General features: G+C 41.0%; 25 protein-coding genes and 1 pseudogene. 7 read left to right on the top strand and 19 right to left on the bottom strand.

Going from position 1 to position 25,046, the window contains the following annotated elements:
• The first annotated feature begins 160 nt into the window (after window positions 1-160).
• The 4 genes from dinG (at window position 161) to rsmS (ending at window position 3,805) form a co-directional block, all read left to right on the top strand.
• Complete coding sequence (dinG, locus tag MORIYA_RS07370; protein WP_112713984.1) at window positions 161-2,224, top strand: ATP-dependent DNA helicase DinG; 2,064 nt, start codon at window positions 161-163, stop codon at window positions 2,222-2,224.
• On the top strand, window positions 2,224-3,003 hold the full coding sequence (locus MORIYA_RS07375; protein WP_112713986.1) for a sulfite exporter TauE/SafE family protein: 780 nt from the start codon (window positions 2,224-2,226) through the stop codon (window positions 3,001-3,003). Before dinG ends, MORIYA_RS07375 begins: the two co-directional genes overlap by 1 nt.
• Window positions 2,991-3,587, top strand: a complete 597-nt coding sequence (gene priC, locus MORIYA_RS07380) for a primosomal replication protein PriC (protein ID WP_112713988.1) — start codon at window positions 2,991-2,993, stop codon at window positions 3,585-3,587. Before MORIYA_RS07375 ends, priC begins: the two co-directional genes overlap by 13 nt.
• A 65-nt stretch (window positions 3,588-3,652) precedes the next feature.
• Window positions 3,653-3,805 carry a pleiotropic regulatory protein RsmS gene (gene rsmS / locus MORIYA_RS07385; RefSeq protein WP_112713990.1) on the top strand — a complete coding sequence of 51 codons (153 nt, stop codon included), beginning with the start codon at window positions 3,653-3,655 and terminating at the stop codon, window positions 3,803-3,805.
• A gap of 39 nt (window positions 3,806-3,844) precedes the next feature.
• Here rsmS and MORIYA_RS07390 read toward each other — a convergent pair whose 3' ends face one another.
• From MORIYA_RS07390 to MORIYA_RS07405, 4 genes are all read right to left on the bottom strand, one after another.
• The gene (locus MORIYA_RS07390) at window positions 3,845-6,004 is read right to left on the bottom strand and encodes a UvrD-helicase domain-containing protein (protein ID WP_174216904.1); all 2,160 of its coding nucleotides are present in this window, start codon (window positions 6,002-6,004) and stop codon (window positions 3,845-3,847) included.
• A 67-nt stretch (window positions 6,005-6,071) separates the two neighbouring features.
• Window positions 6,072-7,478, bottom strand: coding sequence for an O-antigen ligase family protein (locus MORIYA_RS07395; RefSeq protein ID WP_112713994.1), 1,407 nt, complete (start codon window positions 7,476-7,478; stop codon window positions 6,072-6,074).
• Window positions 7,479-7,557: 79 nt separating this feature from the next.
• Window positions 7,558-8,079, bottom strand: coding sequence for a hypothetical protein (locus tag MORIYA_RS07400; protein ID WP_112713996.1), 522 nt, complete (start codon window positions 8,077-8,079; stop codon window positions 7,558-7,560).
• A 34-nt stretch (window positions 8,080-8,113) separates the two neighbouring features.
• The gene (locus MORIYA_RS07405; protein WP_232011552.1) at window positions 8,114-9,535 is read right to left on the bottom strand and encodes a hypothetical protein; all 1,422 of its coding nucleotides are present in this window, start codon (window positions 9,533-9,535) and stop codon (window positions 8,114-8,116) included.
• Between the two features lie 17 nt (window positions 9,536-9,552).
• On the opposite strand from MORIYA_RS07405, the gene MORIYA_RS07410 reads away from it, so the two are divergent.
• Window positions 9,553-10,728 (top strand): hypothetical protein, encoded by a 1,176-nt coding sequence (locus MORIYA_RS07410; RefSeq protein ID WP_112714000.1) that lies wholly within the window; start codon window positions 9,553-9,555, stop codon window positions 10,726-10,728.
• A 271-nt stretch (window positions 10,729-10,999) separates the two neighbouring features.
• Here the strand turns inward: MORIYA_RS07410 and MORIYA_RS07415 are convergent, their stop codons facing one another.
• From MORIYA_RS07415 to MORIYA_RS07430, 4 genes are all read right to left on the bottom strand, one after another.
• A complete protein-coding gene (locus tag MORIYA_RS07415; RefSeq protein ID WP_112714002.1) occupies window positions 11,000-11,518 on the bottom strand; it encodes a protein disulfide oxidoreductase in 519 nt (172 codons plus the stop codon).
• A 94-nt stretch (window positions 11,519-11,612) separates the two neighbouring features.
• Window positions 11,613-12,374, bottom strand: coding sequence for a DsbA family protein (locus MORIYA_RS07420; protein ID WP_112714004.1), 762 nt, complete (start codon window positions 12,372-12,374; stop codon window positions 11,613-11,615).
• A 74-nt stretch (window positions 12,375-12,448) separates the two neighbouring features.
• Window positions 12,449-14,503, bottom strand: a complete 2,055-nt coding sequence (locus MORIYA_RS07425) for a protein-disulfide reductase DsbD family protein (protein ID WP_112714006.1) — start codon at window positions 14,501-14,503, stop codon at window positions 12,449-12,451.
• A gap of 280 nt (window positions 14,504-14,783) precedes the next feature.
• Window positions 14,784-15,191, bottom strand: coding sequence for a hypothetical protein (locus MORIYA_RS07430; protein WP_232011553.1), 408 nt, complete (start codon window positions 15,189-15,191; stop codon window positions 14,784-14,786).
• Between the two features lie 309 nt (window positions 15,192-15,500).
• On the opposite strand from MORIYA_RS07430, the gene MORIYA_RS07435 reads away from it, so the two are divergent.
• Window positions 15,501-15,815 carry a DUF3622 domain-containing protein gene (locus tag MORIYA_RS07435; protein ID WP_112714008.1) on the top strand — a complete coding sequence of 105 codons (315 nt, stop codon included), beginning with the start codon at window positions 15,501-15,503 and terminating at the stop codon, window positions 15,813-15,815.
• A gap of 64 nt (window positions 15,816-15,879) precedes the next feature.
• Here the strand turns inward: MORIYA_RS07435 and MORIYA_RS07440 are convergent, their stop codons facing one another.
• The 3 genes from MORIYA_RS07440 to MORIYA_RS07450 form a co-directional block, all read right to left on the bottom strand.
• Entirely contained in the window at window positions 15,880-16,539 is a 660-nt protein-coding gene (locus MORIYA_RS07440) for a glutaredoxin domain-containing protein (protein ID WP_112714010.1), read from the bottom strand.
• A gap of 288 nt (window positions 16,540-16,827) precedes the next feature.
• Window positions 16,828-17,043 carry a hypothetical protein gene (locus tag MORIYA_RS07445; protein WP_112714012.1) on the bottom strand — a complete coding sequence of 72 codons (216 nt, stop codon included), beginning with the start codon at window positions 17,041-17,043 and terminating at the stop codon, window positions 16,828-16,830.
• A 165-nt stretch (window positions 17,044-17,208) separates the two neighbouring features.
• Window positions 17,209-17,484 carry a DOPA 4,5-dioxygenase family protein gene (locus MORIYA_RS07450; RefSeq protein ID WP_112714014.1) on the bottom strand — a complete coding sequence of 92 codons (276 nt, stop codon included), beginning with the start codon at window positions 17,482-17,484 and terminating at the stop codon, window positions 17,209-17,211.
• A 128-nt stretch (window positions 17,485-17,612) separates the two neighbouring features.
• On the opposite strand from MORIYA_RS07450, the pseudogene MORIYA_RS07455 reads away from it, so the two are divergent.
• A pseudogene (locus MORIYA_RS07455) lies at window positions 17,613-18,748 on the top strand (leucine-rich repeat-containing protein kinase family protein).
• Here the strand turns inward: MORIYA_RS07455 and MORIYA_RS07460 are convergent.
• The 8 genes from MORIYA_RS07460 to MORIYA_RS07490 form a co-directional block, all read right to left on the bottom strand.
• The gene (locus MORIYA_RS07460) at window positions 18,738-19,178 is read right to left on the bottom strand and encodes a YccF domain-containing protein (RefSeq protein WP_112714016.1); all 441 of its coding nucleotides are present in this window, start codon (window positions 19,176-19,178) and stop codon (window positions 18,738-18,740) included. The pseudogene MORIYA_RS07455 and the gene MORIYA_RS07460 sit on opposite strands and share 11 nt — an antisense overlap.
• Window positions 19,179-19,284: 106 nt before the next feature.
• Window positions 19,285-19,755, bottom strand: coding sequence for a GNAT family N-acetyltransferase (locus MORIYA_RS07465; protein ID WP_112714018.1), 471 nt, complete (start codon window positions 19,753-19,755; stop codon window positions 19,285-19,287).
• 93 nt (window positions 19,756-19,848) lie between these two features.
• Complete coding sequence (gene yddG, locus MORIYA_RS07470) at window positions 19,849-20,763, bottom strand: aromatic amino acid DMT transporter YddG (RefSeq protein ID WP_112714020.1); 915 nt, start codon at window positions 20,761-20,763, stop codon at window positions 19,849-19,851.
• 191 nt (window positions 20,764-20,954) lie between these two features.
• The gene (locus tag MORIYA_RS07475; RefSeq protein ID WP_112714022.1) at window positions 20,955-21,233 is read right to left on the bottom strand and encodes a peptidylprolyl isomerase; all 279 of its coding nucleotides are present in this window, start codon (window positions 21,231-21,233) and stop codon (window positions 20,955-20,957) included.
• Window positions 21,234-21,514: 281 nt separating this feature from the next.
• Window positions 21,515-22,267 (bottom strand): IS21-like element helper ATPase IstB, encoded by a 753-nt coding sequence (gene istB / locus MORIYA_RS07480; protein WP_112712100.1) that lies wholly within the window; start codon window positions 22,265-22,267, stop codon window positions 21,515-21,517.
• Between the two features lie 10 nt (window positions 22,268-22,277).
• Window positions 22,278-23,825, bottom strand: coding sequence for an IS21 family transposase (istA, locus tag MORIYA_RS07485; RefSeq protein ID WP_112712098.1), 1,548 nt, complete (start codon window positions 23,823-23,825; stop codon window positions 22,278-22,280).
• 558 nt (window positions 23,826-24,383) lie between these two features.
• Window positions 24,384-24,554: a hypothetical protein gene (locus tag MORIYA_RS20900; RefSeq protein ID WP_174216905.1), complete on the bottom strand. Its 171-nt coding sequence runs from the start codon at window positions 24,552-24,554 to the stop codon at window positions 24,384-24,386.
• Between the two features lie 69 nt (window positions 24,555-24,623).
• Window positions 24,624-24,929 (bottom strand): NIPSNAP family protein, encoded by a 306-nt coding sequence (locus MORIYA_RS07490; protein WP_112714024.1) that lies wholly within the window; start codon window positions 24,927-24,929, stop codon window positions 24,624-24,626.
• Window positions 24,930-25,046 lie beyond the last annotated feature (117 nt).

A 25,046-nucleotide genomic window follows, 5' to 3' on the forward strand; every position in this document is an offset into this window, starting at 1 on the left:
AAGCCGCAAGTCGATATTTTTGCAAACTACTGTAATTTTATCAGTGTTCCTCAACTTAATATCTATACAGATTTAATAATTGCGCTAAAATACATGCTAATAACCTTGGCTTTAAATCGTGCTTGCAGAAACAATAAGCACGCTTCAGATAAGAGTAAACATGCTTTCAGATAAGAGTAAAAAAGCGATTCGTGATGTTTATCAAAACATCCGTGATTCACTACCTGACTTCGTAGTCCGACGATCACAAAATATCCTTGTAGCTGAAATGGCAAAAACCCTCGCTGGTCATTATGATAAAAACCGCCGTTTGATTATTGCAGAAGCAGGAACTGGCACAGGTAAATCATTGGCTTATTTGATTGCAGGAGTGCCACTCGCTACCGAAGCGAAACAGACCTTAGTCATATCGACCGCCACAATCGCCTTACAAGAACAATTATTGCACAAAGAATTACCTTTCTTTCGCCGTCAATCTGGACTGAAATTTGAATTTGCCTTGGTAAAAGGTCGCCAACGTTATTGCTGTGAACAAAAACTGGCGATGCTTGCCCAAGCCGACGATCAAATGGAACTGCTTGCTGACTTAGCGACGATTCCAAAAAAACGTGACTTACAACTTATCAAGCGCTTATTTACCGCTTACGCAGCAGGAAAATGGCAAGGTGATATCGATAGCTGGCCAACTCAGATCCCCGATGATATCTGGCAATTAGTCGTTTCAGATCGTCATAGTTGCAGTAAATCATTTAGTGTACACCGTAACTGTCCGTTTCATAAAGCACGTGAAGCCTTAGACCAATGTGATGTGCTCATTGTTAACCACGCATTATTATTGGCCGATTTAGAGCTCGGAGGCGGGATTATTTTACCCAAGCCTGAAGACTGCTATTACGTACTTGATGAAGCCCATCACTTACCGCGCATTACGCGAGACTTCTCGTCAGCACATGCGTCAGTGTTAGGTACTAAAGCTTGGTTACAAACCATGGCAATAGCAATGCGCCAACTCACCCAAGCCATTGCGTCAAGTGAGATATCTGATCCGGTCACCAAACTGCTCAGCTCAATCAATAGCATCAATAAAGAGCTTACCAAGATCCACAGTTTAATGGCGGCCAATGACAATCGATTTAGCAATGATTCGTGGCGATTTACCGATGGTGAACTGCCTGAAGCATTGGCTGAATTAGCGGCAAACATGAACCATGAAACCAAACGTGGTGTTAGCCAAACCGCGAAAATCATTGATATTTTAGCTGAACAATTAAAGCAAGATCAATTGCCGCAAGCCAAAGCTAACAAACTCATTGCCGAGGTTGGTATCTACTTACAGCGTATCGAAAATCTCCATCAAGTGTGGAACATGCTGATTAAAGAAACCAAAGGGACACCACTGGCAAAATGGGTTGAGAAAAGCGACAGCCGCCAAGATGATCATGTCTTTGCTGCGAGCTTGATTGATGTGGACCATAAGCTAGAGAATATGCTGTGGTCACGCTGCGGTGCCGCGATCCTAACATCAGCAACATTAACCTCACTCGGTAATTTTAATTATTTCCGCCGCCAAGTTGGCCTATTGAATGATGAATCAACCCAGCATCTGCAACTCGACTCTCCGTTTGATTTTGAACAAGCAGAGCTGTATATCCCTAACTTAGCACTGACACCAAATGAACCAGGCTTCACTGAATTATTAGGTGAAAAACTCCCTAGCTTCTTACCAGACAAAAAAGCCTCATTGGTGTTGTTTAGCTCCTATCGTCAAATGAACCAAGTAGCAGAAATTATTCGTAATACCACTAATCTCGAGCTATTGGTACAAAAAGAAAGTTCCCGCAGCGAGCAATTAAAAAAACACGCCGAAAATGTCAAAGCCAATAAAACCAGTATCTTATTTGGTACTAGCAGCTTATCTGAAGGGCTTGATTTACCCGGTGACCTGCTCACCAATTTAATTATCACTAAGATCCCATTCTCAGTACCCACCTCGCCAGTAGAGGAAGCGCAGTCAGAATGGATCACCAAATCGGGCGGTAATCCGTTTATGCAAGTGTCGGTACCCGAAGCCAGTAAAAAATTGATCCAATCTTGTGGCCGATTGCTGAGAAAAGAGAAAGATTCTGGTAGAATCACGCTACTTGACCGTCGAGTTATTAGTAAACGCTATGGACCAGCATTACTTAATTCGCTTCCCCCTTATAAAAGAAATATAGAATTTTGATGTTAGAGTTTGGTTTAGAACCTTCGGTTTTTATAATTTTATGCAGTGTTGCATTAGTTGCTGGTTTCATTGACGCTATTGCTGGCGGCGGTGGTTTATTAACAGTGCCCGCATTACTCAGTGCCGGCCTACCACCACACTTGGCATTAGGTACCAATAAACTGGCTGCAAGCTTTGGCTCATGCGCTGCAGCTATTACCTTCTATAAGAAGCGTTTGTTCAATCCCAAATTTTGGTGGCGATCATTTATATTCACAGCCATCGGGGCAATATGCGGAACCCTAGTCGTTAACGTCATCAGCACGGCTTGGCTAGACAAGTTATTACCGGTGATTATTATCTTTACGGCTATCTACTCTATCTTTAGCAAAACCCAAGAACATACTGGTGAAACCTTGCCCGATGATAATCCCGCGCTGCACAAGAAACAGGGCTTACAGGGTTGTATTATTGGTTTCTATGACGGTGTAGCAGGGCCTGGTACCGGTGCATTTTGGACTGTGTCGACAATGGCATTGTACAAACTCAATATTTTATTTGCTTCGGGCGTTGCTAAAGCAATGAATTTCACCAGTAACTTTACCTCACTACTGACTTTTATTTATCTTGGTCATATCAATTGGTATCTGGGTTTAAGTATGGGGCTATGTATTATGGTAGGCGCTATTGCTGGTGCGCATACCGCTATTCATTTTGGTGCTAAATTCATTCGCCCATTATTTATTACTGTGGTGATCATTATCGCTTGTAAACTGGCTTATCAAGCATGGCTACAATAAACCGTCAGCAGCAACAGCTAAACCAACTCGCTCAGCGTATTCAACAGCTGAGTGCGTTGAGTAAGCAAGTCAACTCGAATCACACCGCGACGATCAACTATAAATTACGTGATCGCGCCTTGTTCTATCCAGGGTTATTCATCAATAAAAATCACGATATTCATCAATACGTGGCCGAATTAGAAAAAAGTATGACCCGTTTGCAGCACTCTTTTGATACTCCATCAATATCATCGTCAAACGATACGTTATCAATAGAACAAGTATTATTAGAAAAGGTAGCGCATCAATTTAGAGCGATTAACGGCGTATTACAACAGTGTAATTTTAGACGCGGTGAAGTAAAAGAAGAACCGAAGAATTACGATGTGATCGCGAAAAAATTATTGCAGAAATCACACTATTTATATCAAAAACTAGCGCAACAAATAGACTATGAACGCCGTTTGCAAGCAATGATAGATCAGCAAAGCGACTCAGTTCAATTGCAGCAAACGAAGCTAAGGTTACAGCGTTGTCAAACCGCGACAGTAAAAGTTCGCCAGCAATTACAACGCTATGAACAAAAGAAAGATCTTAATTAATTTAAATTCAGTGTTAGACGTAAACCTATTAAATAAGTTACTACAATAATGAAGGATTCTTTATCATGTCGCTAGAAAACGCGCCAAAACATATAAAACTAGCAGTCGATCTCATCCAATTACTGGAAGAAAACCAGATGCCGACAGAAACAGTCGTGAAAGCATTAGCTATCGTACAACAAGACTTCCAGCGTAAACTTGAAGCTGAAGCCAGCTAACCGCTATTAATCAGCGCGATTAACAACCGCAGTCCTACTTTACTTTGCGATGGTGATGGCGTAATCGCCAGCCAGCAGCTCTTCAATAAACGCCGATGGCTTGTCTTTATTACACAGTAAATATACTTGCTGACGCGCGCGGGTTAACGCAACATAAAACAGTCGGCGTTCTTCAGCATCAGGGAAACCTGAGGGTTCCGGTTGTAGTATTTGCGCAAATGGATGACGACGTTTATGACAAGGGAAACCATGCTCTCCCGCTTCCATTGCTAACACGATGACATTATCGGCTTCCTGCCCTTTCGCACTGTGCACCGTCATTGATTTTATATCTAACTGCGGATATTGTGTGGATAATGCCGTCAGCGTCTTGCTATCCGGTAACTGAAAATTAAAACGAGCCAGTAAGAGCACCGATTGTTGTTGGCCTGCGCCTTTACTTTGACCTTTACTGACACCTTTATTAGCCGCCGCTAATTGGGTTAATTTCTTTTCTAGCAATAATGTCGCTGCATCATCTTGCTTGTTGTTACTGTTATGATCGTTACCAAGCTGATAATAGTTGATCTGGATACAGGCTTTCTTAGCTTGGATATGCGTGGTTATCTGTTTATGCATTTGCTCTGGATTCGCCATCACAAACTTACTGGCAACCGCACTGATCTGATCGTTAAAGCGAAACGTGGTATCAAGTGGTAATGTACTGGTGATACCAAAATAATCACTGAAACGCGTTGTTACCGCAATATCACTACCTGCAAATTGATAAATAGCCTGCCAATCATCACCAACACAGAATAGCTTACTGTCATCGTGCTGGGTTTGTAAGTGTCTAACTAAGGTTGCGCGCGCCTGCGAAATATCCTGAAACTCATCAACAAGAATATGTAACCAAGGAGAGCTAAATTGACCATCACACACATAATCACTTGCCTTAGTGAGCATGCCATCAAAATCTATCTCATTGTTGTCGTCTAAATCATGCTGGTAATGTGCAAGCAGAATCACCACAATCTCATGTGTTAATGCGGCGAAGTCGGTATCAGGTAACGCTTTTAATTTTTGCTCAGATGTTACCGTTAAGGTATTTTTATACTGCATAGTCAATTCGGCCAGCTGACTTAACAGTTTTTTATAACCGCCCTTACCTGCTAATAACCGCTTCACTTCGGCCTCATATTTATCCTCAGGAAATTTGCCAAACCAAGCGACATACGCGTAACAATACTCGCTAAACAAGGCATTAAAGTCTTCATCAAGCAATAGTGTAGTGATGCTTTGTTTGAAAAACTGCTGCTTGGCTCTATCACTACTGGCTAACTTACTGACTTTCGGCCTTTCGTTATCCACCTGCTTAATAATATCTAACGCTAAGGCATGGAAGGTTTTCACGGTTATCTTGGCATTGGGTAAGCGCTCGGCAAGTCTTGTCTTCATCTCTTGGACAGCATCTTTGGCAAACGCTAAAATCAGGATTGAATCGGCAGTTGCTTGCTGTGACTCTAATAAATAAGCACAGCGCCCTAACATTACACTGGTTTTCCCACACCCTGCGCCCGCTAATACCAAGTTTGCATCATTAGCGACAATGCAGGCATCACGTTGTTGATCAGTCAGTGGGTGGCGTTCAAGGCCATCAAACAAGCTTTTATAACGTTGCTTGTGCTTATTCATCACTGCTTGGTTATATTTATCTAAATTTTCGACCTTACTTTGCTGCCAAAAACGTAAACGCGCTAAAGGTAATTTAAGTGCAGCAGGGACTTTGTTAATTGTCGGTAATATTTCCAACCAATCAGCCCAAGGTGCTAGCTGGGTTTGTAAAAAAATCCATTTTGAATAGGGTATATATCCCTGTTCGATCACCTGTGTAAGCTGCTGATATAATTCGAGGATATCGGCTTCTTTCCCCGTTAATGCATAGAAATACAAATCATCAATAAGCCCAGCGACCTCCGTCTTGGCAATACCATTTAACCGCACCCGTTGATTTTCCCAAGACACCACTAAGGTATCAAAAAATGATCCTCGGTAATGTTTCAGCCGTGGCTCAAATGTTGCCCAAGTATAGTGGTAAATTTGTTGCTGTTTCGTGGTAAACACAGCACCTTCTGGTCGAAACGATAAGGTGCGACAATTTGCCCCTAATAGCTGTGCGAAGGTAGAAAAATAATAATCAGGCAATGCAGATAGACTCAATAAAAAACAGTAGGGAAAACATAGCACAAACCCCCGTATTATTTAACTCATGAGGTTAATTTTATCACTAATTTGCAGTTTCTTTGACTCCTTTAGTTAGATCTTCATCGGCGAGTCTTTCCGATAATATTTTAGCTAAAGCCACAGTCATCGATAATAAGATATACAGGGGCCAAGTAAAACCCTGAGTCAAAAATGTCCCTGCCACACAAAACGCTATCAACCCAGCAAAAATACCATCGTTACAGGTCACAATAGTATTACGTTCATTCATAGGTAACACCCGGCTCTCAACTTCAGTCCGCCACAACCGTCTAAACAGCAGCGTAATAAGGGTAATAAGCAGTCCTAATCCGACAAAGCCCGTTTCAGCTAATACTTGAAACCAAGTACTATGGACAGCATGGTTTTTACCATCCCAATGCGGACTAAATAAATAATAATTAAGATAGAAATTATTTATGCCTACGCCCGTAAAGGGGTTGTGTACGGCCATTCCCCATGCGGCCATCCACGCATAAATACGACCCATTGCGGATTCATCAACGCCACTCTCTGCAGCACCACCTGACGCACGATCAGCAACCCCCGCCATCACTAATAAAATAGGCAATAACATCACGCCACCAGCTAATACGTATACCTTGTTTTTGATACGCTTAAACGCAAAATAGCCCGTTACCGCCATGATCCCCATTAACCCACCGCGACTTTGCGTGGCAATAATGGCCCAAAATAAAATAACATACACGACCGCTAATAATGCTCGGTGTATTTTACCTATGCTCGGTTGCAGTACATTAGATAAGGTAAACGACATGGGGAACATCAGCACAAGTGACAAATCATTCGGATCACCAATTAACGACCCTATATTTCGAGAAATAGTGACCCGCGTCCCTTCAACAAGCCCAATTCCGTTGAGCTTATTGCTAATTGCTTTTAATCCAATCATCGCGCCAGCGACAACATATAAATAAGTGGCAATACGAAAGTGATGGATACTGCGTATCAGCCAACAGATCGCGATCGTCATCACCCACACTTTACTTAATACGCCACTAAAAGTGCTATACGCGGCACCTCGATTATAAGCAAACATAATCCCAAACGTCGCCCAGCCTAAAAATAGGCAAACTAAAGTCAGTTCTATCGACCAGTATATTTTAATATTATTGCTTAAGAATATATGCCAGCCCAATACAAAAAATGACGCTAACGAAAATGCCAAAGGAATATGTAGGGGGATCAGTATCGGAAAGGCTTCATGAATACGAAAATAGGAAAATATAATAAAGGTAATGACAATATAAAATGGGAACCTTAACAACGCAATCAACACTAACGGCGTAACCACAAATACCGCAGGCACTAACCACATTTTGGTCTTATACCACAATAGACCAACCACAAGGGTTAGTATCAAACTTAATAGTATTTGTATACGTCGGTTAACGGTATTGAGATCTATCATTAAACATCCCTGCTTATTGACCTAATAAACTAAGTAAAGCAGGGATATACAAAAATGAGGTTAGCACCACTAAAATTTTTTATTTACTCTCAATCGCCAGTGGTATTTGGTCTAACACCGTGGTGCCTTTGGTGACGCCATCGGCCAGTTTTAAATATTCACGGGTAAAAATAGGGCGGAATTTATCAACGTCCATCGCCATATAATTGTTTAATTGGCGATATAGGGTATACACAAAATCATCCCCAGTAGCCGCACGTTCCGCCGGACTCTTACGTTTAAATTTGAACAAACGCTCATACGCTTTATCGTGATCGGAATGGCCCATTAATACGATAGACTCGCGCATGATCATATCGGCGACAACCGGCAAGCTTGGCGGGAATTCATAAGGTAAGCCATTGCTACGACGCAACGTTGGGATCTGCTCTGCAACCTTGATGACCGCCTCAGGTGCATACTTTGTAAATGTCAGCTTCCAGATATTGAATTGCGCCGAATCATAATCATAATTAAATGATGGAAAACTACTTGCAAGCATGGTGTACATAGTCGCAATCGCTTCTGTTTGTGGCTGAGTTAAACTAATTGTTTGTTCCATACGCCCTACTATTAAAATTTAGTGTTTAAATGCGTTAATCATCACCGTCGGTAAAACCCGGATCAATAAAGTGTGCTGGTAATGTTTTTAATGGCGCTTGTGTTACCGTTCGCTCATTCATCACAGGTCGTGATTGTCCGCCGTTCTGCGCGGTCATGCCTACGGTTAACTTACTGATCCCCATATCAGCTAAGGCTTTATTTAAGTTGCTATCTTTACGACTGGCTTTCGACACATTTTGCTTACCATTCAATGCTAATGATATCAGGCTATGCACACTGGTATCATCTTTAAATAATAGACTAAAAGCAAAGTTAACCGATTGATAATAGGGGTCAACCTGGGCACCATCAATCGCTAATTTAAGATCAGCTTCGGCGAATACTTCCAAGCGCAGTAATAACTTATCACGTTGCTCTGCGGTCATACGTAAATTAATGCCGACCGCAGTCTGGGTATGTTCAAGCCAATAATTAAAAATGCGTAACGCTGGAGAATCAGCTTGGCTGACTTCCATACTATCCGCTAAACTAATCAGGCTCTCAATATTGCCCGAGTTAGTAAAAATATCATTAAAATTACGACCCTTATTCACCAAGTCACGACGATGGTCAACCCCATCTACCGCACGCTTGAGCTCTGCAATAGAATGCAACATTAATAAGCTGTACAACTTCTCGAAATGGGCTTGTTTCGGTACAATATATTGTGATTGCTGTAAATGTTTCGAGCGAAACCAATAGTCATAGACCTGTTTAATATCCGCCATTTTTTGTGGATCTTGCCTAATTTGATGGTAACTTGGCATAAAGCCACTTTGATTTTGGATATGCCTAACGCCTTGGCGGCTAAGCGTTGGTTGAAAAGGCTGGCGCGCTTCAGAGGCGGGGTTATTCGTCGGCTTAATACTAGCGGGCGCATTCACTCGATTAACCGTTGATACATCCTTAATATGCTGTAATTCTGTACTATCAAGTTCATACCAATCAAAGACTGGATTACGACTATTCAGCTGAATACATAACACTTTAATATGTTCGATAGTAAAGCCTTCGCGCATAAATTCATCACAGCGCACCCGGAATTTACCATTATTAAAATTCAGCCGTTTCTGGGAATACTCAGCTACCAAGTCAAAGACCTGCTGGAAATATTGCAGACTTGGATCCACGGCTGACACTGGCGCTGCGGCCTGTTCTTTAAAGTCTTCATACATAATGGCATTATTGATGTACAAGCCTGTATCATCTTGCTGAAGATAGTTTTTATTAATCAGTTCAGTAATGCTATGCTGCTTATCAGATTGCAGCGAAAAACGCGAAAAATCCGCAATACGATCTTTATTCTTTTTACATAACATCCATACTAATAAGCGAAATCCAGCATCAGAAAGTGATGATGATTGCGCGATATGATCGGGCACGATAAAGTATGTGCTCTCCATTTTTCTATTCATAACTGTTTAACACCACAATGCCATATTTAATTACAACTGAGCAATACGCTAACCTAAAGTCTACCATAGAAGACTTACTTGCACCTTTTGATTCCTTTGCTTTTTCAGACTTTGTTACTGTTAATCCAGTCTCGACGCTGACCGTAAAAAAAGCCGACCAACTGGTGACGGCTCAAGGTTATGAAATTACATTAGAACTATTAGAACAAAGTGACGCGCGCTATATTATCGAAGCCTATTATGATATCACTGATAACAAAAATATCTATGCGATAAATGCATATGCGCAACCAATCAACTTATTAAAAAACCCAGGTTTCACCCGCATTTGCAGCATTTGCAATACCACTACGAATCGCAGTCAGGGGTTGATATTTAGCCATCCGCAACAGGGTGACTTCTGCGCGCATCTAACGTGTGTAAAAAAACGCTTACCCGAGTTAATGCCATTTGTGCATTATTTACAAAAACTACCGGCATTAGTTAAGCATCTTGAACAACTGCAAAACAGTGTATTTAGTCAAGCTTATTCATCCGGTGCCCCGCTACGTTTATACCTAGCAATTGTCGAAGACGAAATTCGCCAACATGGCTTTGTCAGTAAACAAGACGCGATCCAGTTTCATCATGACTTTAAGCATGCGAGTTACAACAAAGCGGCTCAGCGCTATAAAACATCATCATACCCTAAAGACCTGAGTTTTGAGTTTGTTGAAAAAGCCATTTTGTATACCAAACAAATGAAATCAACCAGCTTAAACGATAAGTTAAAACAACTGTGTGGGCAAAGTGTATTGGCTGAAAATGAACTCGCCACAGCGGCATTAATCATCTCGAATTACATTGTTAACAACCAAGGGTTGTTAAGTCATAAATCACCACTAGCCACGAATAAAAAACTAACACTACATAACGATGGCAGCAATATTAGCGAAACTTTACGCTTAAAAGGCAAACTGGGGGATTATGTACGTTGTCGTATCACGGTTAATAGCTGCAAGTACCAAATCGTGACTAAACGCTACGATGTACGTGGTAAAGATGATATCGGTCGCGTGGTGCAATTTAATCATAGCCAATCGATTACTGAGAAATCATACATTTACATCAGTGGTTTTATCTCTAAGTTTTATCAAAATCAATACGGTTATACGGTCTCGGTATTGAAAGGCGTAAAACTATTATCTTCATAGCATGACTAAAGCGCTTTTTGTCTGATGCCTAGCACCGCATAATTCCATGAATATAATATACTTTATAAGATCTAGATCGCAACAATTGGGTTTCTATTACTAATGCCTCTCATATTACCAATTTATAACTAGGGTTGTTCATACCCAAGCTGGAGGCGATGGCAATTAAAATCAACATGCCACCCGCGGCCTTTAAAGACCTTTGGGAAACAATACAACAAGGTAATCCTTGGACTGGTATCATTAAGAACAGAGTGAAAAATGGGGTTTTTTACTGGGTAGTCGCCAATGTCATACTCAACATTAAACGCCACCAGATCCCAGGTAAACTGGTAAATCCGGTGGTAAACCACTTAACCTCGCCATCTTTAATAATTAAGATGGTTGGGATTACTTTTACTTGCCAGTCGCTGCCCAGCTCATAGTTTTTATCGTTGATCACATCAAAGTCATACTCATGATGTTGTAAGTATTTTTTCACCCGCAGATCTTCACCAGAGCTTAATGCCACAGTAACCACCGGATAGTACTCCGACAAGGTATCAACAGCAGGGCTAACAAAGCTACACACAGGGCACCAGGTTGCCCAAAAGTAGACAACCACTGCTTGATTTTTACTTAGCTCAGCAATATCGACCGTTTCACCCGACAATGTCGTCCCAACTAACGCAGGAATATTATCTTTAGGAAAGTCTTTGCCACGCCATACATCGACAGCAGTGGTAATAACCAGCGCTAACAACATAAATATTACTAATTGTTTTATCCAACCAAGTAGTCGTTGCTTCATCTAATCATTTCCTTTGGTCATACACATACCAATATTAATACCAACTGCATTCAATAATGTGTGATTGATCCAATGCCATTGGTAGACTCGGTTGTTATTGCTTACGTTTAGCCGCAAGTGCCGCTTTAACTTGTTTCTCTAGTTGGCTATAAGGCACTAAACCACCGATAATTTGATCACCAAAGATAAGACCCGGCGTGCCACTTAGTCCAAACTCACGCATCAACGTCATACTACTTTCAATTGTCGTTTCAGCACTCGCGGCCGTATTATCTAACCATTCATCCGTGCCGGTTATCTTACCCACTTTGGCGATAGCACCACTGTCTAAACGACTTGGACGCGACATTAACATTTTATGTAGATCAGCAAATTTTTCAGGTTCATTTTCCCACACTGTTAAGGCTAAATCAGTTGCTTCTTTCGAACTTGGACCTAAGATAGGGACCAATTTATAGACCACACGTACTTCTGGGTACTCTTCAACTAAACGATCTAATAATGGCTCAATTTTCTTGCAGTAAGGACAATTGAAATCAGTGAAATAAGCAATGGTTAATTCTGGGTTTTCAGCGCCCATCCACGGATCCATTTTATTATTAAACAAGGCTGCGTGATTATCACCTAAACTTTGCTCTTGCAGGGCTTTCACTTTGTTCTGTTCATGGGCCTGTAGCGCAATAATCGCTTGTTTTAAAATCTCAGGGTTGTTTACCAAGGTATCTTTCACCATTTGGTTAAACTTGTCTTGTTGTACAGCCGTCATATCCATTTGTTCAGGTGCTGCCCACGCCATTTGTGTTGCTAAAATAGCGGCAGAGATAGTGGTGGAAAGTGCTAATAATTTCGTTTTCATTGTTATTCCTATCTATTAAATTTGTTTTCCGAATCGTCATTCCCCACGTATACACGCAGGGCAGAAATTCATGATTATTCGCCGCTCGCTTGCTTAATTGCATTCATCACAGCATCGTCACTTAAAATGACCGGCAGTGGTATACCGTTTGGCGCCTTAGGCCCATAAACAATATTGAATGGCACGCCAAAACGGCCATTGTTTTGTAAATAATTTGTCACTTTTTCAGAACGAACAGTCCAATCACCTTCCATCGGCACCACATTTTCTGTTTGCAATTTACTGTATACTGGGTCTTGCAATATCACGCCGATCTTATTGGCTTTACAGGTAATACACCAATCAGCGGTGATATTCACAAATACCGTCTTGCCGGCTTGAACTTCCTGTTCGATTCGTACGGTATCCAGTGCTTGCCAAGCTAAGTCCTCAGGTAAACCATTTGACCATTTACTCGTTGTTAACGACGCCGCTAGCGCGACAGCACTACCCAGCAACAAACCAACACTGACGCTGATAAGTACTGCGCGTTTACCTTTAAGTTTTATCATAAAACCAATGAATATCAGGCTAACAACACTAAACAGACCATAAATAACCAGCGTAGGTAAGAAACTAGACAGCAAGGTCACTAGCCATAAACAAGTCAGCATTAATAAGCCAGCAAACACCGTTTTTACTGAGCCCATCCAACGGCCAGGTTTAGGTAATAGACTGACAAGGCTTGGGAACGTGGCAACTAACAACCACGGCAGAGCCATACCAATCGCTAAGGCAGTAAAGATAACAAATAAGGTTACCGTATCAGCACCCAATGCATAAGCAACCGCCGTACCCAAAAATGGTGCGCTACAAGGCGTGGCGAGTAATGTCGCGAACATACCTTGCAAGAAATGCCCACGATTACTGTCATCACCTGCGGTGGCTAATTTCGTTTGTACATTTGACGATAAACTAAATTCAAATGCGCCTAACATGTTTAATGAGAACACGGCGGTTATCACAACCATGGCAGCAATAAACCAAGGACTTTGGAATTGGATACCCCAACCTATCGCTTGACCTGATACTTTTAATGCAAAGATGAAAACGGCAAGTAACCAGAACGACACGATGATACCAGCTGCAGAAGCAAGAAATTGTTGTCTGATTTTACCTTTCTCGAGTCTTGGCGCATCGATAATCGTGCTCAATTTCATGCCCAGAACGGGTAATACACACGGCATTATATTGAGGATCAAACCGCCTAATAAAGCGAACAGTACGATCCCGATCAGAGACGGGCCTGCAATAGCGACTTGCCCTGCAATAACAGGCGTCGAGAACTCTAACGCTTGATCTGACGTGATGACGGTTAAGTTTAACGTTTTATCGATTAATTCAATCTCACCCAACCAACTACTGGCGTTAAATACCGCAATCAAACTATCAGCTGACTCTTCTACCGTCTGTAATTTAAAGGCCGTGTCTAAGTCGCCATCGATCAATAATGTCGGGGTTTCGCCCCAGTTATAACCAGATATTGTCGCTTGTAATTGACTGTTAGCGTGATCCCATACTAATTGGATCGCGTTATTATCATCCACTTTTTTCGGTACTTGAGTGATGCTTTTATTATATAAAAACATCGCGTCAGCATCCGCTTGCAAGTTTTGAATATCAACCGACATGTTGATATCATAGTCCGTTAACACACAAATAGTTGTACACGAAGATAAGGTTAATGTACCCGCTAATATTAACGGTTTATTAATGTCTTCGAACTGTAACTGCATGGGAAAACTGACCGCATCGGTATAACCATAAGTCTCTAATCCAAGCAATGAGAAATGCTTGGGTACTGGCCACTGCCAATCACTGTTCACAAGGTTTGTCGAATCTTGCCAATCAATACTTGGGGCGATACCACCTTCACCCGGCGAGCGCCAATAGGTTTTCCAGTCGCCAGAAAGCTTGACTTCAAGTACAGCGGATACTGTGTTAGTGGTTGTATCCACTTGCCCTGTCAGCATAAAGCGTAACTGAATTGGTGGGTGTGATGGTTCTTGTAACCAACCTGTTGTTTGCGCCGAAATACTCGCCGAAATAAACAGTAAACAAGTTACAAATAAGGTTTTTATTGTCTTCAAATCATGTCTCCAAAAAGTACTCAAAGTCATCTTATCGATACTTCAATACCAATTGCATTTAGTCGGTTGTCAATAAACAGGTTATGCCGAATGCTTATCTTGTCAAAAGCAGTCTCACATATCTTATTTATAGATGATCATAATAATTCATTAATATACCTGAGTTACAGAAAAGACTTAACTTTAAGTTCAAATAGTAATATCAAATAGTTATTAACTAATCGCGTCTTTATTTATGTCCAAGATATAGCATCTTGAAGTAACTTGGGTATACAGAATATTACTCGTCGAACTTACACAAGATGAGATGACGGCGTTGCGAGGGTACAAATGTATTGGTGAGGTAGGTAATATTAAGCGTCTGGCCCGTGAAATAATGACTAAACAGCATGATCATCAAAATGACCATGACCAGTTCATCCATGTGGGTACTGGCTTTTTGCAACAGCTGCTCAGTCAACTTACAAACACCATCACGGTTATCAGTATAACTGGCATTATAAAGTTCAACAGTCGTTGTCGCACTCAACGGTTTACCACTAGAGATAGGCTGATTAAATGCGTAAGCATTGTTAACCATACAAGCAATCAAAAACACGACTATTAATAGCAGGCTGATATTGGCATTGTTTGTTGGTTTAGTGATGCGCATATTTTTTATGATTAAGCTTATGGTTGAATTCGTCATAGAGTCTCTTTTTACCGATAATCAGTAAATATCACAAGTCCGGCTTATTAAAATTACCCTTCTTTACCAAAAATGGCTAATAATCGCTGCTTTATACTAAAATGTAGTGATGAATTTAATTAACTGCTGGTATTTTTGTGATTTTAGCCTAGAATCCCGCCCTCTAGTTCATTTCTCTTTATGCAGTGTTGATAACAAAACGTATCGCGATGATTAAGTAGAATGAAAAAGCACAAAAAGTTACCTGAGCTAATCTCTGATAAAGTAGCTTGGGTATATAACACTGAATAATCGCTAGGAAATAGACACATGGCTAAAGGTAAAAAGTACGATTTTAATTTGGTATTAGTAGACGGTTCTTGGACTGCTGAAATCGTGAGAAAAATCACATCTAAAAAAACAGTTGTATCAAAAAGCCAAGCGGGCTTTGCTTCAGAAGAAGAAGCAAAAATTTGGGCTGAAACTGAATTAAAAGGTTTCTTACAAAACCAAATCGAACGTAACGCACGTCGCATTCGCCTCGTTTCAGAAAGCGTTGAAGAGAATGCTGAAGAGAGTGCTGAAGAGTCAGACGAATCTGATGAATCAGAAGCATCAGAAGCATCAGAAAAAGACGACGCTTAATATCTCCCCGATATAAGCAACGTCTTACTACCATCGCTAATTACGCTTAATTAGCGATGGACTCTCACATCAAATCTTCTATCGCTTGTAATACACCAACAACCTCAAACGCTTCTATCCGCCTTGTGCCCACATACAACAACGCATCACTTGAACCACCATATGCCCGCGCCAGAATGTTATAACGGATTTTCGCTTCACTGTTGTTATTAATATCCCATTCAATATATTCAATACCATATGAATCAAAATCATCGCGAAGATCGCTACAGCGAGCACAGCTTCGAGCACTGTAAATCACCACCTTAGGTTGATTAAACTCATTAAAATGTTGCTTATAAACACGCTTATCTCGCCAAGAAAAAATGCTGTCACCTTTTATCTCGTACAGAAACTCATTGTAGCTACGTGCATTAAACCCGTTATAGATGTTATTGCCCACCACCAATACCGGTAGCGTTGTACTATCAACATATCTCAGTAATAGCTTTCTACCGTCGGCATTGTCTTTTAGGTCTATCACATCATGTTTTATCGATTTGCTTTTAAGGTGCTCTAACGCAGCGTTACAAGGCGCACCACATTCGCTATGCACGAACAACAATGCTTTAGCAGTGCCACTGGCGTTAAACGCCCCGTCCTTTTGCCAAATAAAACTAAGTAGGCTTGGATTATAATGATTCACAAATGCAATCGCGGCTATAAGCACCATCAACTTTTTCATATCCCTTAATCCTTTCTATGTTGCGTTAACATCCATGGTCCACACTTGCGACTTTAACCATTGGAGTCAGTGAAATAACACTAATGATACAGGTCAATATCTTACAAATTGTTAATGGGCAGCAGTGTATCGAATTGTGGGTAAAGCAGGCAATCAGGGAATAGTATGAGATGAGCATTAACTTTCAATGTCTAATGCATAACTAGAAATGTCGTCCTAATAATGGAGGAAATATGAGGTCGTTAAACGACCTCATATTTGGTAGAAGCTAAGTTTATAGTGGTACAGTTAAGCTTCTTGGTCAGCATGAGTCAGAATTAAATTGCTACCGTCAATTCTGACGTCTTTGTAACCCGTTAATTTTTCAGCAAGTCCATCAAGCACTTTTTCAGTAAGAGCTTCATCTGATAATTGATAAGTAGTTGTATTTTTACCTGATGTAGCATCATTATTTACTTCAGATTGAATGCTGTTTAATAAATTTTTAAGGTCATCATTGTTCATATTTAGACTCCGTATAAATGTATATTGTTTAAGTTTTATTGACATTTTCATGGTAGGCTTTTTGGACTTTCGATTCAATATATTGTTTTAAAGATAAATGTTCTTGCTCTTTAAATACTAAAAACGCGATAAATCGAGTGTGATGGGCGCGCCTAGCCATTGCACTTACTCAGTGTGATCGCGTAAATCATCGCCTGTTACTGCATGGAGTAATACCGAAATCTCTTGCCTGTGTTCAATACACCAAGACACAAATACATCAAAGTCGTCAGCAGTGAACGATGCCTGAAAACTCCACTGTGGATGCGGCCCTACTGGTTTAGTATTGAAGTTACCAACATACAAACCCAGCTCTGCATTGATACTTGTTCTTAATGCTTCAACGTGTGCTTGATAAAAATGCGCATGATAGTTTGCATGACTGTTAACTGGCATATCCATAAATATCTCATAAAATAGGACGATAAAGCAGTAACCACTGACGTTAATATCATTGTTAATCCCCCTTTTCAGTCATTTTCGAGTAAACTGGCCCGGTTTTGTATCTTTCTAACACGGGCTAAATTATTTTGCATACTCTATCTCAGCTAAAATCTGGTGAATTAACAGGTATTAAGCGTTTAACATTATCAGACAATCTAACCGCTTTTCCATTAGAGATCTTGTCACTGGCGAGCAGTTTAGAGATCCTAGACTTATCGAATAATCAGTTAACAACGCTACCAGCAGAGATTGTCCAGTTAACCAAGTACCTGAAAATTCGCTACCAGTAAAACTACGTTGGTTGATCTTGACGGATAACCGTCTTGAAGTGTTACCGGATTCATTAGGCGAACGTCCGCGCTTACAAAAATTAGCACTCGCAGGCAACTGTTTGACTGAGCTACCTCAGACTATGTCTCAGTGTCACAACCTTGAACTGGTGCGTATTTCCGCTAACCGTTTAACAGTATGCCCAGAGCAATTGTTTGGCTTACCTAAACTGGCTTGGTGTGCATTCTCGGGCAACCCATTCAGCCAAACTAACGTATCAATTGATAGCGTGCCGCAATTAGCATCATCAAGCTATACATTGCAAAACGTGCTGGGCCAAGGCGCGTCAGGCGTGATCTCAAAAGCAGTGTGGAATGAGCAACAAACGCAATTCCCTGATGAGATTGCGGTAAAAGTATTTAAAGGTAAAGTGACCAGTGATGGTTATCCAGAAGATGAACTACAAGCTTGCTTGAAAATCGGTAACCACCCTAGCCTAGTGCAATCGCTTGCGCAGGTAAAAGAAGACGGTTACTTAGCCCTGATCATGAACTTGATCCCAGCACACTACGCAAACTTAGGTCTACCACCCTGCTTTAACAGCTGTACGCGTGATACCTTCCCAACTGACTTTAGCTTGTCTATTTCACAAATTGACAAGATCGTGACACAGATGGAAGACGTATTTGTTCATTTACACGATAACCAAGTTTGTCACGGCGATCTGTACGCGCACAACACCCTGTTTGATGTGGATGCTAACATCATCTTTGGCGACTTTGGTGCGGCGACTATGTATCACATGCTAACTGACACACAGCAAGCGCAAGTGAAACAAATTGAACACCGTGCACTACTGCATTTTATTGATGATTTATTAAGTGTTTGTGTTGAAGTAGATAAAGGCAGTGAAGCGTTTAAACGTCTTACACAGCTTGTCGCTACAGCTTAAATTTATCGTTCTTATAACGCGCCATTGCCGCAACGTTTTTATCAACAACAGTTTGCCCAACGGGGGCAAGCGAGATAACAGCTAACTTCAAGTGTTGCAACGCAAATGGAATACCAATAATAGTCACAAAACAGGCTATCGCAGACGCAACATGGCCTATCGCTAACCAAACGCCCGCAAAGACGAACCATAATGCATTACCGATAAAACCAAAGCTGCCGGTACCGATGTCTTCTGCACGGGTTAATTCATCACGAAATATGGCTTCTTTACCAAACGGGAAGAATGAAAATCCAGCGATAACAAAACAAGAACGCCCCCAAGGAATACCTACAATACTAATAAACGCTAATATACCGAATAGTACCCATGCAAGTCCCATAATGGCACCTCCAAACAGAAACCAGATTATATTACCAAGTGTTCTCATGTTATCGCCCTATATCGACTAAATATAAATTAATGCAGTACATTGGCTTTTCGACTGCAAAAGCACAATTAAATTCAAAATTTATCTACCCTATCCATTATTTAGTCTATACAATTTTAGCTTTCATTATATGCTGAGGGCCGGCAGCGCCACCAAGGTATAACTCGCCTGTATCTTGCAGACCTGCTTTTTGATAGCAACTTACCGCACCTGGATTCTGACAGTTTACCGTCAAATATAGTGACTGATAGTGAGGGTAGTTTTCTTTAAGGTATGGAAGCAGTGCCTTAACCGCATTACTACCAATGCCTTTGCCTTGCAGTTTCGCATCAATGACAAATGTTCTAAGTCCAACGCTCGGTTCTGAACAAAACGCGAATGTTGACGAATAAGCGATATCAATTTTAAAAAATCCAACCACGTCATCATGATACTTAATAATATGAAGGTGCGTGGTCGCACTGCCATCGGCAAGAAACGCTTCTGCAGAACTCGCAAATTTAAGCTGTTCTTTAGGTAACGTAATATGATGAATCGCACTAATATGTGCCGTATTTAATTTTTCAATGGTAATCATAATCAGTCACCTGGTCTTAAATACAGTAAGTAAAAAAGTAAGTAATACGGCTTAACATAATGATATTTAATTAAAAATATTAATTAAATATCGTTAGTTAGATTCAGATAGTGTCTTAGCTACCGGTTTTTCGCGCGTCAGCCACCAGCAAATTAACGAGGCGATAGTCACCATGACCACGCCCTCCCAGAACTTAGTCGTCAACTCGATATCTAATATCATTGCAGAAAAGAAGGTCGATAAAATTGGTGTAAAATACGATAACGTCGCCAAAAACACCATGTTGCCACCGATAATACCGATATTCCACAGCGCATAACCACTGCCCATCACGATACCCGCCAGTAACAAGTCAAACGTCGCTTCTGTGGTAAATACCATGGTAGGTTCATTGCTTATCAAGTATTTAATCCAAAGCACAATCGCAGTACCAATAAAGAACCAAGTAATACCATTCATACCATTGGCGAGCTTCTTCGTTATGTTACAATATAGCGCCCAAATAAAGGCACCAACAAACGCCATTGAATAACAGGCAGGATTGGTTGCTATATTGCTGCTTAATTGGCTAATCGAAATACCGTCATCACCACCCACAGTCCATGCAACACCGAAAAATGACAGGGCAATTGCAGGGTAAAGTAACTTGTTAACGGGTTTGTCACTGATAAATACCGCAAGTAATACCGTTAACGAAGGCCACAAGTAGTTAATGACGCCCATTTCTACCGCTTGGGTGCGGTCGTTTGCCATGCCTAATGCCAAGGATAGGCAAATTTCATAACTGATAAACAGTCCACCGCCAATGAGTAAATAACGGGGTGGAAAGCTTTTAAGCTTAGGAGCGCCTAACACAATCAGCAAAAATACCGAGCTGACGGTGTAAATCATCGCAGCGCCGCCAATCGGCCCTAATTGCTCGGCGACATTACGGATAAGCCCGACTATGGTGCTCCACAGTAAAATTGCCAAGCACCCTGCAAGGGTAAATTTGTGTGTATTAATCAATAGGATGCCTTTGAAATAATTCAGTAATGAGTAGGTCAAGTCAAACAATGACGAACATGCACTTATTATTTTAATCTAAGCTACTTTTCTTGGTATAGGGGGTAATAAAATATCGGGGTAAATTTAATCTTGGTTTAAATTACAGAAATATTCCTCGCATTACGAAAGATGCGAGGAATATGAAATGATTATTAGCTACGGCTAGTCACGTCTAATAAATGATAGCCAAATTGTGTTTTCACTGGGCCTTGAACTGTATTTAAAGGCGCAGAAAATACCACTTTATCGAACTCAGGAACCATCATACCCGGGCCAAACTTGCCTAAATCACCGCCTTTAGCGGCTGAAGGACAGTTTGAATTTTGCTTCGCAACGTCAGCAAAATCAGCACCGGCTTCGATTTGTGCTTTTAATTCATTACACTTTGCTTCGTCGTCTACTAAAATGTGTCGTGCAGTTGCTTGAGCCATGTTTTTTCCTTTGTTTTACTGGGGGGTATAAATTAAAATCAGTGTAAGACAAAAAAATAAAAAAGGCGAGGAATGGTTAATATCGTCCCCCCTACTCTTTAACTAAATTACGGTCATAACTTAACCTTTTTGCTGCATCAATCGCGTAGTGTCCTTGGTCCGTGTATTAGAATAAAAAATATAAACGAAACTATCAACACAGTGCGTATTAACATGAAGGAGATCGCTCAATAACATTCATGGAGATCACTTTTTTCTCCGTCTGTAGAGCTAGGTTTAATTTATACTGAGTGATCTCCATCAGTCAAGTTATTGGTCATTTTTCGCATTGATTCGCCCTCTAATTCTATCTTTATCGAGCCATGTACCAGTCGGTCCAGAATTGCATCAGCATGCGTCGATTCTCCGATCATTTTGTACCAATGTTCTTGCGGTAATTGACTGGCAATTAAAGTCGATTTACTGTCATATCGGGCATCAATCAGTTCAAGTAAATCGCTTCGTTGCTGTGCATTTAATGGCTCCAGTCCCCAATCATCCAAGATCAGTAAATCTGCATTGGTTAACTTTCCTATCAGTTTTCGATAGGTTCCGTCAGCCTGTGCAAAAAACATTTTTTCGAGTAGTTCTTTCAGCCTAAAATAAAATACGCTTTGCCCTTGTTGGCAATGCTGATGCCCGAAGGCACAGGCAAGGTATGTTTTGCCACACCCTGTTGCCCCGGTGATCAATATATTTTGATGTAATCGCAACCACTCGCCCTGCGCCAAGGTTCGGATCTGTGACTTATTCAGGTTGCGCTTGGCACGATAATCTAACTGCTCTATGCCAGCATGAACTCTGAATTTAGCTTGCCGTGTTAAGCGCGCTATTTTACGTTGTGAACGTGCGTTAAGCTCATTATCAAGCAGTAAGCTTAGCCTTTCTTCGAACGCGAGTTCTCGGTAATGCGTCGGCTGTTCCGTCTGTAATGTGAGGGCGTCTTTGATGCCGGACAAACCAAGCGTAGTCAGTTGATTATAAATTGTTTTCATTCCATTTCCCTTAATGATAATACGTATTGCCACGCACATTGTTGTGCTCTATTTCTGCTAATAGATCTAACTGTTGTTCAGGTAGTGGTTGGTTATCTAGGCCTTTTTTAAGAATAGATTTGATACCCGCTAATCTTCTTATTCCTGTATGTAAAGCGCGTCCACATGCAGCCTCTAAGCGCGGTGTTGTGTATTGTTTACCTAGCGCAAGCAATCCTAAGCAAACGCGGTAAGCTTGCTCAGGATGTGGCCTTTCTTGCATTAACAGAGTGACGAGCTCTTCTGTTTTTGGGCCAATATCTTGCGCCCATTTCTCAAATCGTTGCGGTGACCATTCCCCTTGTTTTCGATGTGAAACAGGCATATGAGCATCAAGCGTGCTGTGTCCACCAATCTTGTGAGAACGAGGATGCACCGCTACACACTCTCCCTGATGGTATACTGTGACGAGTTCACCGGTAATATGCGCTTCGAGTTTTTTCTTTATCAGTGAATGCGGTACAGAGTAATAATGCTTTTCTATATCAATGTGATAGTCGATATGTACAGTCACCATTTTCACTTGGGTATAGATATACGGTTCAAGGGGTAAGGGTTTCAATTCTGGCTTATCAATGGCAATAAATTGTGAATGACGCGTACCAGGATGCACTTTCATGGCCCGTTGATTGAGTTCAAGTAGCAATTCTTCGATCCGGATATTTAATTGTCGCAAAGAAAAAAAGTCTTCATGCCTCAATGCGGCCATGATCCAGCGCTCTACGATCTGTACAGCCACTTCAGCTTTGGCTTTATCCTTGGGTTTATAAGGGCGAGCCGGCACGATGACCGTATTATAATGCGCAGCCATCTGTGAATACGTCGGGTTAATATCGGGATCATAGCGACACGATCTGGTTGTACCGCTTTTTAAGTTGTCTGGGATCAAGAGCTCAGGAACACCGCCTAAAAAGGTGAAACAGCGAGCGTGGCTCATCACCCAATTTTCTAGACCTTGGGTCCACGTGGCTTCTGCATAGGTGTAATTAGAGGCACCCATCACGGCAACAAAAATTTGTGCCGTTTTAATTTCACCGGTTGTAGGATCAATAATGTTCATCGTCGGCCCACAGTAATCAATAAATAGTTTTTCACCCGCCTTATGCTGTTGTCGCATCGATGGTTTTTGACAACCAAGCCATTTCTTATATAGCCGGCAGAAGTGATTGTAACTATAGAATTTATTGTTATTTCGTTCTCTGTATTCTTCCCATAGTAATTGCAGAGTCATTGTTTTTGGCTTGAGTTCTTGATGGATCACCGACCAATCTGGGGTGGTGATTTGGGGATTGGTTTTGACGGTAGTGTGCAGAAATTTTTGATGAAGAGTCACATCATCCCATTCCTCAGATAACGGCCATGAGGTGATCCCCATTTGGGCTGCTCGATTGGCATAACGAGATACCACTGAGGGGGAGATAGATAAACTTTTAGCGACTTGACGATGGCTCAGTGAACAACCGTATTTGAGTCTAAGGATCTCTTTTAATTTACGCATAGATATAGGTGCCGTTGGCATAGTCATTCCCTTCATCAAAATGAACAGAATAACGGTTAAATACACCTACAGGGCAGTGAAAAAAGCAAGTTTGTCCAATAACATTCATGGAGATCACTCAATAACATTTCAGGGTAAAAGTGATCTTCATGAATGTTATTAGCTGATCTTGATTGAGGTTATTGGGTGATCTCCATCGATGTTATTAGGTGATCTCCATGGTGGTTAATATGCACACAGCGTATAAATCACAATTGAATAGCGAAAAAACATACTTTCTGAGCTGATTAAAGGCCTTACTAGGGAGCATATGACAATGACATAATTTAGCAGAGGGAATGACAGCATCTTCGTCACTCTCTACAAACTTTCGTAATATGAGTCTCTCCGTGAATAACATCTATATCATCCCTGTATTTGACGGCAAATTAGCTGTCTTCACAAAACCGAAATAGGTATCCATTAGGGTCTTGCACAATGAAACTCAGGTACACACCTTCAATTCATCAGTAATTTCCCTATCTAGACACAATAACGTTCAGTTAAATACTAGCAACATTAACCGAGTTTGACGGTTCATTAACAGTTACCTTTTTTTGCCTGACCTGGTGGGCAAAAGCGCCCCTTTGAGTCATGACTGTCCTTTGTACTCACTTTAATTTTCACGTTATCAACTTCCCCCTCAACACGAGTGAGCTGACAGCCACTGAGTACCAAACAAGTACATACCATTACGATCATAATTTTCATAAACCAGCCTAATCTTACTTCGTTTTATATGTACTACTAATACTAGTAGAAAGATGCCACTAAAATTAACTAAGCAAACACAGGTCTAAAAAAGCTACGCTCATAACTTACGATACAATTTGTCTCTTCTGCGAATTGAAAAGCTTTTATACACTCTTGATCATCAAGTGATTTAATTCGATATACCTCGTAAGCGGCCAAACTTGGAAACGTAAATAACGCCAATGCAATATTGCTTGCACCTTCCGATGGTAAAAAGTAACCATTGTGCTGACCACCAAACTTCTCAACCAGTGGGATCCACATTTTAGCGTACGCTTCAAAATCTTTAACCTTTGAAGCGTTAATCACATATCTCAAATAACAAGTAACCATATATACCAACCTCCTTTTAGTCATGTTTATGCTATCCAGTGTACTTAACACCATTTAAGTTTCAAACATAATTCTTATACACTGTCTTCCGGTTCAACAACCAAAATGCGAGCGTCA

Origin of the sequence: Moritella yayanosii (assembly GCF_900465055.1) — a bacterium.
In the GTDB taxonomy this organism is placed as follows: Bacteria; Pseudomonadota; Gammaproteobacteria; order Enterobacterales; family Moritellaceae; genus Moritella; species Moritella yayanosii.